The organism is Thalassobacillus sp. B23F22_16 (genome assembly GCF_043496955.1).
GTDB lineage: Bacteria > Bacillota > Bacilli > Bacillales > Halobacillaceae > Thalassobacillus > Thalassobacillus devorans_A.
In genome coordinates this window covers 1-12,675 of sequence record NZ_JBIEKD010000043.1, presented here as the reverse complement: position 1 = coordinate 12,675, position 12,675 = coordinate 1, and the positions used below count along the sequence as shown (strand labels likewise).

At 43.2% G+C, this 12,675-nt stretch carries 11 protein-coding genes; 7 read left to right on the top strand and 4 right to left on the bottom strand.

The features are described from left to right. Window positions 1-213: 213 nt before the first annotated feature. Window positions 214-750, bottom strand: a complete 537-nt coding sequence (locus tag ACGTNI_RS19330; protein ID WP_394464177.1) for a GNAT family N-acetyltransferase — start codon at window positions 748-750, stop codon at window positions 214-216. A 285-nt stretch (window positions 751-1,035) separates the two neighbouring features. On the opposite strand from ACGTNI_RS19330, the gene ACGTNI_RS19325 reads away from it, so the two are divergent. From ACGTNI_RS19325 to ACGTNI_RS19295, 7 genes are read left to right on the top strand one after another with little or no spacing between them, the layout of a single operon-like run. Then, window positions 1,036-2,397, top strand: coding sequence for a sodium/glutamate symporter (locus tag ACGTNI_RS19325; RefSeq protein WP_394464175.1), 1,362 nt, complete (start codon window positions 1,036-1,038; stop codon window positions 2,395-2,397). A gap of 20 nt (window positions 2,398-2,417) precedes the next feature. Then, on the top strand, window positions 2,418-3,128 hold the full coding sequence (locus tag ACGTNI_RS19320; protein WP_394464174.1) for a FadR/GntR family transcriptional regulator: 711 nt from the start codon (window positions 2,418-2,420) through the stop codon (window positions 3,126-3,128). A 20-nt stretch (window positions 3,129-3,148) separates the two neighbouring features. Then, window positions 3,149-4,048, top strand: coding sequence for an alpha/beta hydrolase (locus ACGTNI_RS19315; protein ID WP_394464173.1), 900 nt, complete (start codon window positions 3,149-3,151; stop codon window positions 4,046-4,048). Next, window positions 4,032-4,931, top strand: a complete 900-nt coding sequence (locus ACGTNI_RS19310; RefSeq protein WP_394464172.1) for a DUF6282 family protein — start codon at window positions 4,032-4,034, stop codon at window positions 4,929-4,931. The genes ACGTNI_RS19315 and ACGTNI_RS19310 overlap by 17 nt, the downstream gene beginning before the upstream one ends. Before the next feature lie 36 nt (window positions 4,932-4,967). Further along, window positions 4,968-6,359: an FAD-binding oxidoreductase gene (locus ACGTNI_RS19305; RefSeq protein WP_394464178.1), complete on the top strand. Its 1,392-nt coding sequence runs from the start codon at window positions 4,968-4,970 to the stop codon at window positions 6,357-6,359. Continuing rightward, window positions 6,352-7,650, top strand: a complete 1,299-nt coding sequence (locus ACGTNI_RS19300) for a (Fe-S)-binding protein (protein WP_394464170.1) — start codon at window positions 6,352-6,354, stop codon at window positions 7,648-7,650. Before ACGTNI_RS19305 ends, ACGTNI_RS19300 begins: the two co-directional genes overlap by 8 nt. A gap of 31 nt (window positions 7,651-7,681) precedes the next feature. Continuing rightward, window positions 7,682-9,556 (top strand): nitrilase-related carbon-nitrogen hydrolase, encoded by a 1,875-nt coding sequence (locus ACGTNI_RS19295; RefSeq protein ID WP_394464169.1) that lies wholly within the window; start codon window positions 7,682-7,684, stop codon window positions 9,554-9,556. A gap of 186 nt (window positions 9,557-9,742) precedes the next feature. Here the strand turns inward: ACGTNI_RS19295 and dmpG are convergent, their stop codons facing one another. The 3 genes from dmpG to ACGTNI_RS19280 are packed head-to-tail and all read right to left on the bottom strand — an operon-like array spanning window position 9,743 to window position 12,322. Further along, window positions 9,743-10,762 (bottom strand): 4-hydroxy-2-oxovalerate aldolase, encoded by a 1,020-nt coding sequence (dmpG, locus tag ACGTNI_RS19290; RefSeq protein WP_394464168.1) that lies wholly within the window; start codon window positions 10,760-10,762, stop codon window positions 9,743-9,745. Beyond that, window positions 10,759-11,661 carry an acetaldehyde dehydrogenase (acetylating) gene (locus ACGTNI_RS19285; protein WP_085506057.1) on the bottom strand — a complete coding sequence of 301 codons (903 nt, stop codon included), beginning with the start codon at window positions 11,659-11,661 and terminating at the stop codon, window positions 10,759-10,761. The genes dmpG and ACGTNI_RS19285 overlap by 4 nt, the downstream gene beginning before the upstream one ends. Then, window positions 11,642-12,322 carry a GntR family transcriptional regulator gene (locus ACGTNI_RS19280; protein ID WP_394464167.1) on the bottom strand — a complete coding sequence of 227 codons (681 nt, stop codon included), beginning with the start codon at window positions 12,320-12,322 and terminating at the stop codon, window positions 11,642-11,644. The genes ACGTNI_RS19285 and ACGTNI_RS19280 overlap by 20 nt, the downstream gene beginning before the upstream one ends. Window positions 12,323-12,675: the final 353 nt, after the last annotated feature.

Genomic DNA, 12,675 nt, shown 5'->3' with positions numbered 1-12,675 from the left:
GTAGGATCGGTTTTGGTATCCTTCCCTTTATGCGGAGGCATCCAAGTGTTTCGGAAGAAAACACGCGGAAGAAAAAGTGGCCCGCTGAGTGATCTATTTTTGTCCACTTTATTGACAGAATTCCAAAGTGTCTCTGTTATCTTCTAAATAGTCTCTCATACACGTGCGCTATGCTCACAAACGCAGGGATTGTCTCTATTATCAGCAAAACCACTAATCAGATGGGTTGATGATAGCCAGCACCTGGTGGTCTTCCCACTTGCCATTTATCCTGACATTACTCTTAGCAACCCCTTCTTTATGGAACCCAGCTTTCTCTAACACCCGAATCGATGCTATATTACGAGGCATGACGCCTGCTTCAATCCGATGAAGTTTCAACTCATCGAAGGCGAATCTAACCATCAACTTCACTGCTTCTGTCGTATAGCCTCTACCGTTATGTTTTTCATCCAGAAAATAACCGAGAAAAGCAGTTTGCAGAGAACCTCTTAACACGGAAAACAGATTGATAGTGCCAACAAGAAGGTGATCATCATTTTTGAAAATCCCCATATAATACCCATTGCCATGCTCAATATCTTCAGCAAACTGATTAATCCGCTTTAGCTGTGTTTCTCTTGTGTAAAATTCATCGCTCCGATCCATCGCAAATGCTTCAAAAAACGTGCGATTTTCTGTCTGTAATTTTAATAGTTCATCTTTGTCGTCTTCTGTAAAGGCTCTTATGTAAATATTGGTCCCCTTCATCGTCTTCCCCCTATGGATAACCATTTCTTGTTTTAAAATGACAATACCTGCAAGAATGTATGAAAATCAGCCAATATCACCATAGAATTACGTGAAATAACTCATCTATATCAGCGATTTCATTTCCCTCTCCAAGTAACTCTTCTATTAGCTGAAATAAATATTACCGTATTAATTTTCACAATTTTATAATATTTACTCTTTACACAGTTGATTATCATGTTGTATATTTATCATACAAATTATGATAACGCTTTCTAGCAGAGAGTGTTCAGGAGGTATAAAATGACTGCATGGGATTTAGCAATTGATTTAGGGTTGATTTCGGTTTTATTGTTACTCGGTGTCCTATTAAGAGCAAAAGTACAAATCGTACAAAAATTATTCATTCCCGCTAGTATCATTGCCGGGATCGCAGGACTAACTTTGGGACCGAACGGGTTCGATTTACTTCCCTTTTCCGATTTAGTCAGTGCCTATCCAACCGTCCTGATCGCTGTGATTTTCGGAGCGATTCCAATCGGTGCTGCCAGAGTGAATTGGAAACAGACTTTCGGGCGCGTAAGAAACATGTGGGTGTACTCGATGCTCCTGACAATGCTTATGTGGGGCGGCGGAGCAATGATTGCATACATACTCTTAGCTAATGTTTGGGATATCCCAGCGGGCTTCGGTCTAATTCTCGGAGCAGGATTTCTCGGAGGTCACGGGACAGCGGCAGCAGTTGGTGAAGCATTCAGCGGCCTGGGCTGGGAAGAAGCTACAGCTCTTGGTTATACATCCGCTACCATAGGGTTGATTTGTGCTATTCTCGGTGGGTTGCTGCTCATTAAAATGAACGCACGTAATAACCAAACCAATTTCATTTCAGATTTTGAAGACCTGCCGAATGAATTGCGTACTGGTCTAGTGCCCCAAAACCTTCGTAAATCATCAGGAGATGATACAGTATCAAGCAATACGGTAGATCCTTTGTTTTTTCATATGGCCTTACTTGCTGTGGTAGTAATGGTCAGTTATTTTTTACAGATAGGCATTCAAGCAGTTTTTCCGCAAGTCAGCATTCCTCTTTTAAGTCTTTCCTTTGTTGTCGGTCTACTGGTACAAATGGTCTTGAATGCTACGAAAGCTAACGATTATGTGGACAAGCGGGTAATTGACCGCTTGAGTGGTACAGCTACGGATTTGATTGTAATCTTCGGTATTACATCTATTAATCTCGCTGTTGTAGCTGCCTATGCCTGGCCGCTAATAGCGCTCTTCATCTTTGGGATTATATGGGCATACTGTATTTTCCGTTTTATTGCTCCACGTGTCTTTCATCGCCACTGGTTTGAAAACGCTATCTTTGGCTGGGGCTGGAGCACTGGTACAGTCGCAATGGGGATTGCTTTATTACGGATTGTGGACCCCAAAACCAAAAGCAGTACCTTGGATGACTACGCTTTAGGATACGTAGGGATGGTTCCGGTGGAAATCTTGATTATAACGTTTGGTCCTATCATGATGATGGCAGGGACAAGCGGTATATTCTCCCTTATCTTATTAGGGGCAAGTGCCGTATTAATTATAATTGCCGCTAAGGCAGGATGGCTGACTTCTATTCAGGAAACCAGAAATTACAGGAGAGACTCGAATGTCTCGTAAAGAGAGGACGATAGTTTTATATGAAAATCGAACGAAGAAAAGTCTCGATGCAGGTATTTGATCGTATCAAGGAATACATCCAGAACGAAGACATGAAGCCTGGTGACAGGTTACCTACAGAAAAGCAGCTATCGGAAATGTTCGGAGTCAGCCGTACTCCAGTCAGAGAAGCGTTAAGCGTACTGGAAGCAAGCGGTTTGACGGTTTCAAAGCAAGGAGGCGGAAGCATTGTACAAGCCACCTCACTTACTAATCTTATAGAAGAAACCCAATTCGAATTCATAGATACAGATGAAGTGCTGAACTTACTGGAAACACGTATCATCCTGGAAACGGAGGCGGCCCGTCTGGCAGCGGAACGTGCAACACCTGATGAAAAAGCATTAATCAAGGAAAAATTAGATGCAATTCGAAGCTCACAGAATGATAACAGGGTGGGATATAAAGAGGACATCGCCTTTCACAATGCTATTGTAAGAGCCTCCCATAACCCCATTCTTGTTCATAGTGTAGAGAATATTACTACACTGTACGAAAAGGCAATCCGTTTTTCGCTTAAGAAGAATATGGGCATCTCAGAAAAACGCGCCCAAGTCCTCAGCGAACATGAACGTATCTACACTGCAATCCGGATGGGCAATGGAGAACAGGCAAGAGATGAAATGCAACACCACTTAAGTAATGCGTGTAAAAAATTCAAACATACATTTGACCAAGCATTAAATTCTTAAATGAAAAGGGAGAGAGACAAATGATTGAAAAATCCGTTCAATTTTACAGTGAAGGTTATAAGCTCCAGGGAGTGCTTTACTTGCCAGATGATTATGAAAATAAGGATAAACATCCTGCTATCATTGCCAACTCTGGTTATCAAGGAGTAAATGAATTCTATCCTAAAATGTTTGCAGAGGCTTTGACACAAAAAGGCTATATCTGTTTTGGATTCGACTATCGCGGATTCGCCGATAGCGAGGGAGATCCGGCACGTGTCATTTTGGAAGAACAGGTGTCAGATATCAGGAATGCGCTGACCTTCCTACGTGCGCAAAGCGAAGTCGACCATGAACGAATCGGCCTGATTGGCTGGGGAATGGGCGGATCGAACGTAGTACGTGTAGCGGAGAAAGAAGATGTCGCCGCCGTTGCTGCCTTGAATGGCTTTTACAATGGAGAGCGTTGGTTGAAAACCATTCATTCTTATGAAGATTGGCTGAAAGTGCTGGAAATGGTATACGAAGATCGGATTCTGCGCGTAACTACTGGAGAATCAAAACCTGCAGACCCATTTTTACATTATCCATTAGATCCTCCTACACGGGAATACGTAGAAAAAGAGCTGGCTTCCAAGAAAGGTTTCGGAGGACAGACCCGTATCCAATTCACGGATTCCATTCTTGAATTAGATGCGGAAGCAGCCGTTCAAAACATCGGAGATACACCCTTGTTTGTGGCTCATGGAAAAAATAATGTCCTTCACCCAGTTGAAGAATCTGTCTCCCTGTATAACAGTGCGTCCTGTCCAAAGGTTTACTACGAAGTGAACGGTATGCATAACGATTTCATGTATAGTGATCATCCTGAATTCCAGGCATTGGTCAAAGAACTCCATCAGTTTTTTGAAGAGGCACTTAATTATGAATTATCCAGGTAAAGACCAACACCAATATCATCCATTACTAAAGGGAGCTTATGAACTACATGTTCATAGCTCTCCTAGTGCTTTTCCAAGAAAACAGACAGATTGGGAACTCGTAGCAGAAGCAAGAGAAGCAGGAATGAAAGGATTAGTGATAAAAGCTCACGAAGGAGTCACCTATGACCGTGCTGCCCTTATTCGTCAACAAATTCCTGATATGCATGTCTATGGCGGACTCGTATGTAATCTTTTTACAGGAGGGTTGTCCTCTCATTCCGTAGATATGGCCTTACGCATGGGTGCAAAAGTGATCTGGATGCCGACGATATCAGCTGCGCAGCACGCCAAATATTTCGCTGAATATAAACAGGAACGCTTTTTTAATAGTGAAACATCCCTGGATGATTCCAGTTCCAACCTGACAATTTTGACGGATAAGAAAGTAATTAAAGAGGAAGTTAAAAGAATTCTGTATTTGATCGCTACTTATGATGCCGTGCTTGCAACAGGGCACCTTTCTCCTCATGAAGTAGATTATTTAGTAGAAGAAGCAAAAGCACTTGGGGTCAAGCGTATTTTAATTCAGCATGCTGATTTAGGAATTGCACAAATCCCCATGGATTTACAAAGAAAACTAGCCCAGCAGGGATGCTACATTGAAAAGTGTTACTTAGCGTGTGGGCAGGACTTTAATAATCTATCAATCCCTCAGATGGCTGAATCTATCAAAACACTGGGAGCTAAATCCTGCATCCTGGTCACCGACTATGGCCAGCCACATAACCCTACACCAATTCAGGGGATGAGCGAATTCATCACTGAGCTGTTGAATGAAGGAATAAGCGAAGATATGGTACGTGAAATGATAACTGCCAACCCCGAATCGTTATTATTTTAATGTAATGAAAAGGAGCGCAAATAAGTGAGTAATTGGATGGAAGCTCTCAGAAAAGAAATACCCGATCCTCAAATCATGACTAAAATTTCAGATCGATATAGTTATAGTTTCGATGCTTCCTTCGGTGAATACCTTCCGGACATAGCCATTCAAGCTAAAAGCAAGCAGGAAGTCGTTCATATTGTGAAAATTGCCAATCAATTTAAGATTCCAATCTATCCCAGAGGGCAAGGTACATGTTTAAGCGGCGGCCCCCTTCCTGTCCATGGCGGAATGGTGCTTGATCTTTCGCAGTGGCCGGAACAAATTGATTTGAATGCGGACGATTTGACAGTTAAGGTATCTCCTAGTGTGTTGACGGCTCGCATAAATGAAGAAGCAGAAAAACATGGCCTTATGTATGCACCTGACCCCAGCAGCGCTCACGTAGCGACGATCGGAGGTAATTTAGCCGAAAATTCAGGGGGGCCGCGCGGTTTAAAATATGGCGTTACGAAAGACTTCGTATTAGGTCTAGAACTTGTGACACCTGAAGGAAAAGTGATTCGCACAGGCGGACAAACGATTAAAAATGTGACTGGGTTTGATTTGACGAAATTGATTGTAGGATCAGAGGGTACGCTTGGTGTCATCACAGAAGCTACGTTGAAACTGATGCCAAAGCCACCAGCAGTGCAAACCATCATGGTCGAGTTTGACAATGTCCGTACAGCTGGAAAAGCAATATCACGAACTTTGACTTCCGGAATACTCCCTTCAAAAATGGAATTTATGGATCAAGCTTGTATCCAGGCTGTCGAAAATTTCAAGCCGTCCGGCCTGCCTATAGACGCAGAAGCGATTGTAATCATTGAGTTAGATGGACATCCGGAAACGCTCAGATTGGAGACGGATCTGGTCGGGAAGATCATGAAGGAAATCGGGGCTGCCAATGTTCGTATCCCCGAAACAAGCGAAGAATCCGCAAAAATTTGGCATGCGAGGAAGCAAGTATCCCCAGCGATTGCAAAGATCAAGCCGACAAAAGTATCTGAGGATGCCACCGTACCACGAAGCAAGATCCCTGACATGATGGATCGGCTGCACGACATCAAAGAAAAGTACCAATTGGAATTAGTCGTGTTCGGCCATGCTGGTGACGGCAACCTCCACCCTAATATCTTATGTGATAAGCGTGATCAAGAAGAAATGGGTCGCGTCGAAAAAGCCGTAGAAGAAATTTTCCAGGCAGCTATCGACCTTGGCGGTACGTTATCTGGCGAACATGGAATTGGTACAATGAAGGCGCCGTTTATGGAGCAAGAGTTGGGGGTTGTTGGTTTGGAAATGATGAAACGAATCAAAGACAGCTGGGACCCGAATGGAATCATGAATCCCGGCAAGATATTCCCCGAAAAAGGACAAAAGCTGGTGTTAAGAAATGAGTGAGCTCCAAATACTACAAGAAAAAATCAACTATGACAAGACATTTGACTGCGTCCAATGTGGGTATTGTCTTCCCGCCTGTCCAACCTATGAAACGATGGAGAGAGAGACTCACTCCCCACGAGGACGCATCAACCTGGTCAAAATGGTGGCAGAAGGTAAAGCGTCGGTCGAAGATTTGAAAAATCCAATTGAAAAGTGTTTAGGCTGTATGGCTTGCACCACCGTTTGCCCAACCAGCGTCCAGTATGGACAAATTTTGGAAGGTGCAAAAGAAGTGATTGAAGATAACGAGGTAATATCGAAGTCACGAAAAACAATCGAGGACTTCCTGTTCGGTTCTTTTTTCCCATCCGAAAAATGGATGAGCAATTTAGGCAACTTAACATGGTTTTATCAAAGAACCGGAATCCAATCCTTCGTCAACATGACAAGGCTGACAAGATGGGCCCCCCTTCACTTGGACAAATTTGAACAAGTCATCCCAAAACAGCCATCGCCAAAGGAGCGTGCAAAACGCACGAAACGTTATATACGAAAAAGACCTGCGCAAGCTAAAGTAGCTTTCTTTACCGGATGTGTAATGGATGGTGTATTCTTCCGGACGAATCAGAATACCATTGAATTGCTTTTACGAGGCGGCTTTGAAGTGGTAATTCCTGAACAGCAAACCTGTTGCGGTGCCCTCCATGCACACTCGGGAAAGGTGAATGACGCGATCGAGCTTGCCAAGCGAAATATTGAAGCTTTTGAGGAAGAAAAAATCGATTACATCGTTAACAACGCCGGGGGGTGCGGTGCTCGCATGGTCGAGTATCATCACTTATTTGAAGAAGGCACTCCCTGGCATAAGCGAGCCAAACAGTTTGTCTCTAAAATCAGAGATATTTCAGAGGTTCTTGTGGAGGTGCACGGATTGCATTTTAATAAACCTGTTGATCGAACGGTAACTTATCAGCCTTCCTGTCATATGACTAATGTACAAAAAGTGAAAACACCACCGCTTCAGCTGCTTGAGAAAGTCCCTGGCATCACGTTTAAAGAATTATCCCGCCCTGACTTTTGCTGCGGCTCAGCTGGCATCTATAATATCGTCAATTACGAAGATTCGATGAAAATATTGGATGTGAAAATGAAAGATGTGTGCGGAACCGATTCGGAATCAGTGGTAACCACAAACCCCGGTTGCCTGCTGCAGATGAAATTAGGCATAGAACGAGAGGGGATTAACCAAACCATGGATGCCGTGCATCTCGTCGATCTGCTGTTGGAAGCAGACCCTCAACAGAAGTAAGGGTTGCAAAAAACATTTTTTTCGAGGTGATATGTTGAATTATAAAGGTTTATTCATCGTTCTATTTCTTTTTTCGCTTGTTTTACTTCCCTTTCAAACGGATGCTATCACGGATAAATTTGTAGATAAAAATGAGCAAAAAAAAGAGCAAACGATTAGCCATACGGCCAAAGTGGCTGCTGTCCAATTCAATCCCACATTTAAGAAACCTGAGAAAAACGTAAAAGAGCTATACAATGAGATCGAAAAAGCATTTAAGACCGGGGCAAAATTAGCAGTAGCTCCCGAAATGGCGACGACGGGATATATGTTTGAAAGCCGTGAAGATATAGCTCCCTTTGTCGAACAAATTCCCGGACCAACTACCAAAGTTTTCAGTGAGCTTGCAGCTGAATATGATAGTTACATAGTATTCGGGATGCCTGAAAAAGATCCGGCTACCGATCTCTACTATAATTCATCTGTTCTTATTGGACCGAAAGGTTTAATCGGGAAATATCGAAAAATGCATTTGTGGGAAACCGATGCCTACTGGGCAGCCCGCGGCGATTCAGAAGTGCCGGTGTATGATACAGAAATCGGGAAACTGGCAATGAATATATGCATGGATTCCGCTTACCATGAAACTGCACGAATAGCCGCTGTTAAAGGTGCAGACATTTTGGCCTTTCCGACAAATTCATCAGCACAAACAATCTCTGCTTTACCCGCTAGAGCCCAACAGAATGGAATGTACGTCATCAGTGCAAACCGGTCGAATACAGAAGAAGGCTTTCATATGATAGGCGCAAGCGCTATTTGGTCGCCACAAGGCGAGAAATTGGCCGAAGCTCCACATTCTCAAGATGAAGAAAACGATATAGACGAGACGAATATCGTTTATGGCTTTGTAAACTCAGAAAACTTTAAAAACGAAAACAAAGATCTGTTAAAGGAAAGACGTCCTGAGCTTTATAAGGAACTAAGCCAATACATCCAGCCTTGGGATAGCAGAGCTAACACCGAATCGAAAAAAGTGAATGCAGCTTCTTTGCAGTATACCCCAGTCATTGGCGATAAAGAAGCAAACAAAGACAAGGTTGCCAAACTGATAGAAGAGGAAGCCTCAAGCAGTACTGATTTAATTGTCTTACCAGAACTTTCTTTTACAGGGCCAGTGTCAGATGAAAATATAAATTCAATTTATTCTCTATCTGAAAAAGAAAAAGGGAAAACCTATCAGTTCATGGCGAAACTAGCGAAAAGTCATGAGCTCAATATAGTTTTCGGTATGATTGAACGAGACAAAAATAAATTATACAATTCTGCCATCCTGGTAAATAAAAACGGCGAACTGCAAGGTAAATATCGTAAAACACACTTAGACTCAAAAGAAAAGCGCTGGGCAACCCCTGGATCCAGTTTACCTATATTCGATGTTGACGACCTTGGAAAAGTCGGTCTATTAATAGGGGATGATGTACGATTCCCTGAAACATCAGGGGTATTAAGTGTTAAAAGGGCTGATATAATTGCAGTTCCTGTATCCTGGAACGGAGATTACAGCAGCTATATGGAGATCAATGAGGACATCTCAGAAAACCAGTACCCGGAAAACTCCGTTGTACTCTGGGATGCTGTGGCCATTGGAGCCCAGGCCTATACCATCTTTGCAAACTTTGTTGGAACAGAACATGACTATAAAGGCAGTAGTGGTCTATATACTTTAGATCCATTATATGGTTTGGATCAGCCTGTAACAGGATCCTCTGTCAATGAAGAAGTAGTAGACTTTAAATTTCAGACGATACAAGGCGATCACTGGTTCAATCAGGAAAAGCTATTGCAGTCAAGGCACCCTCTCTTTTATCAATCACTAATAATAGAACAAAAAAACAATACAGATGTTTACCCTGAAGCTAAATAATGAATCTAGTAAATATAAATATTAAGTAGATCTCCGGGTTAATTGGTAAAATACCCCGGAGATCTATTTTTTTTACATTGGAATAATTTAAAAAAACGAGCCCTTTTACAAGACTCGTATTTGTAGTAGCGTTTATGAACTGACATTTGACCCATATATATCTATGAATCACCTGGACATTTTCTTTTATGCGTGCGCTTTTTCTTTTGCCAAATCCTGAGCTACACCAATAATCCAGTCTTCCTGGCCGCCGACAGCACCCATTTCACTGATTTTTGTCAAGATATCACGAGGATCGACACCATACTCTTTACCAGCCCGTTCTGCGAATAATAGGAAGCTGGAGTAGACACCCGTGTAGCCTAACGTCAGACTCAGCCGATCGATTTGAACAGGACGGTTCATCATCGGCTTCATCACATTTTCTGCCGCGTCCATCGCTTTATATAAGTCTACCGAATGAGGGATCCCCATTTTGTTCATGACGGCAACAAGCTGTTCGGTAGCGGTGTTCCCAGCGCCTGCCCCCATACCAGCCAGACTTGTATCAATTCGATTCGCGCCTTCTTCCAAGGCAACGATGGAGTTGGCAACGCCTAGTGACAAGTTATTGTGTCCATGGAACCCGATGTCCGTACTCAAATTCTCTTTGAAAAGAGCAATCCTTCTCCGTGTGTCATCCATCGTCAGTGCCCCGGCGGAATCTACTACGTAAATTGTCCCTGCTCCGTAAGATTCCATTTTTTTAGCTTCTTCCAGTAGATCTTCAGGAGTCGACCGGTGCGACATCATCAGGAAGCCAACCGTGTCCATCCCTAAATCTACCGCTTTTTTGATATGTTGTTCCGAAACATCCGCTTCACTGCAATGCGTAGCAACCCGCACCACAGAGGCTCCCCATTCTCTTGCCCGTTCGAGGTGTTCGATTGTGCCGATACCAGGAAGGAGCAGCACGCCTACTTTTGCATTCTTAGCATTTTTTACTGCTGTAGTGATGATCTCTTCCTCAGATTCTTTTGAAAAACCATACTGGATTGAGCTTCCGCCTAACCCGTCGCCATGGGTCGCTTCAATGATATCGACGCCAGACTCATCAATCAGCTGAGTAAGTTCAGCGATTTGCTCGGTTGAATATTGGTGGGAGATGGCATGCATCCCGTCCCGCAATGTCACGTCATTAAAAACTACTTTTCTATGATTGCTCATTGTGCTGCTTCCTCCTTCGTCATATGTGCCGCCATAACTTCTCCTGTTTTCACAGCCGCTGATGTAATGATATCCAAATTGCCCGCGTACTTAGGCAGAAAATCTCCGTTTCCTTCCACTTCCACAGAGACTGTCACGACGTTCCCTTTGATGACTGGATCTGCCTTAAAACGGTACCCTTTCACATAACCCTGCACCGTTTTCAACATGGAATCCAGGGAAGCCAAAATGTCCTCCTGATAGGCATCTGCCGATTCTGCTGTTTGAACATGGATCGTGTTTCTCATCAAGATTGGCGGCTCTGCCGGATTTAATGTAATGATCGCTTTTGACTCATCGGCTCCTCCGACTTCACGCAATGCTTTTGCCGTTGTAACCGTAAATTCATCGATGTTCTGGCGCGTTCCAGGACCCGCACTTTTACTGGCGATCGATGCAACGATTTCCGCGTAATCCACCTTCACGACATCAGAAATCGCTTTCACCATTGGGATAGTGGCCTGACCGCCGCACGTAACCATGTTGACGTTATCCAGCTCAGCAATCTCTTCTTCCTTCAAATTCACCGATGGCACTAAAAAAGGCCCTACCGCTGCCGGTGTTAAATCAACCGCTTTCATTCCTAAGTTTTTTAAAATCGGCGCATTATAGGCATGCGCTTTTGCTGAAGTAGCTTCATAGACTATTTCTGCTAATTCTGGTTCTTCTGCCAGCCCTTCAATCCCGTTATAAATCGGCTTCACCCCATGTTCCTTCGCCAGCGCCAACCCCTTAGAATTACGATCGATTCCGACCATCGCAGTAAGCTCAAGCTTATCGCTCCTTAGCAATTTGTACATGAGATCCGTGCCGATATTACCGGAGCCGATAATGGCACACTTAATTTTCTGATTGGACATAATCATCTCTCCCTATATTTGATTTCTTTCCTTCACAACAATAATGACAGGCATCCTGTAAGTGTTCGGTAAGCAGCTTGTTCGCCTGTACCACATTCCCCTCAGCCAATGATTCTACGATGCGGACATGCTGGTCGATGATCTCCTGCTGCTTGGACTCTGTCACTTCACTCGTGATGTCGATCAACGTACGAAAAACTTCCTTGAGTGAGCTCCATAGCTGAATCAGTGTATGGTTGTCCGTCAATTTCACCAGATAACCGTGGAAGGCCAAATCCGATTCGATGTCTCGCTGTTTTTGTTCATACGACTTCTGCATTAGATCCACAAATAAATAGAGGTTACTTTTATTCATTTCTAAAATTTCCGGATTAATCTGCTTGAGCGCATGTGTTTCCAACAGGATTCGACTATCGTAAAGGTTTTGGATATCAATGATGTCAAACCGCTTCACCACTGTTCTGCCGTTGGAGTGCTTCTCGACCAGATTCTCCGCTTCAAGCTTGGCTATCGCTTCCCTGATCGGTCCGCGACTGACTTCCAGCTGTTTGGACAAAGTAGCTTCAACCAGGTAGTCACCTTTTTCAAAATGACCGAGAATAATCTGCTTACGTAAGTATTCGAGTACTCGATTGCTGATATTCTGCTTTTCAATCTTCATAATTCTGTCTCCCTGTGAATATTCTGAAAAGTTAACAGTTAACAAATCTTGTGTAAAAGTATAGAGGAGGAAAAGAGGTTCGTCAACCTTCTTCTTGCATTTAAAAAAGGAAAAGCGGCCAGAATGCGCGCTTTTCCTATGTACCACTTGTCTCATACACAGGCTTTTATGCTCATATAAGCCAGACGGTGTCTCTCTTATTTCCGATTCTGTCTCTCATAATTTTAAAATTTGGAACTAGTATAGAAAGTGGACACAGGTAGTGAGCCATGTTTTAATCGACCTAAAGCTTAAATTAAGGACGTGTTCACTTGACTAAAAAAATGAAGAGTTACAGTTCGGAATTTAAAGAG

Coding starts and splice junctions, on each gene's coding strand:
- ACGTNI_RS19325 (WP_394464175.1), top strand. CDS start 1,036: ATGACTGCATGGGATTTAGCAATTGATTTAGGGTTGATTTCGGTTTTA.
- ACGTNI_RS19320 (WP_394464174.1), top strand. CDS start 2,418: ATGAAAATCGAACGAAGAAAAGTCTCGATGCAGGTATTTGATCGTATC.
- ACGTNI_RS19300 (WP_394464170.1), top strand. CDS start 6,352: ATGAGTGAGCTCCAAATACTACAAGAAAAAATCAACTATGACAAGACA.
- ACGTNI_RS19280 (WP_394464167.1), bottom strand. CDS start 12,322: ATGAAGATTGAAAAGCAGAATATCAGCAATCGAGTACTCGAATACTTA.
- ACGTNI_RS19285 (WP_085506057.1), bottom strand. CDS start 11,661: ATGTCCAATCAGAAAATTAAGTGTGCCATTATCGGCTCCGGTAATATC.
- dmpG (WP_394464168.1), bottom strand. CDS start 10,762: ATGAGCAATCATAGAAAAGTAGTTTTTAATGACGTGACATTGCGGGAC.
- ACGTNI_RS19305 (WP_394464178.1), top strand. CDS start 4,968: ATGGAAGCTCTCAGAAAAGAAATACCCGATCCTCAAATCATGACTAAA.
- ACGTNI_RS19330 (WP_394464177.1), bottom strand. CDS start 750: ATGAAGGGGACCAATATTTACATAAGAGCCTTTACAGAAGACGACAAA.
- ACGTNI_RS19295 (WP_394464169.1), top strand. CDS start 7,682: ATGTTGAATTATAAAGGTTTATTCATCGTTCTATTTCTTTTTTCGCTT.
- ACGTNI_RS19310 (WP_394464172.1), top strand. CDS start 4,032: ATGAATTATCCAGGTAAAGACCAACACCAATATCATCCATTACTAAAG.
- ACGTNI_RS19315 (WP_394464173.1), top strand. CDS start 3,149: ATGATTGAAAAATCCGTTCAATTTTACAGTGAAGGTTATAAGCTCCAG.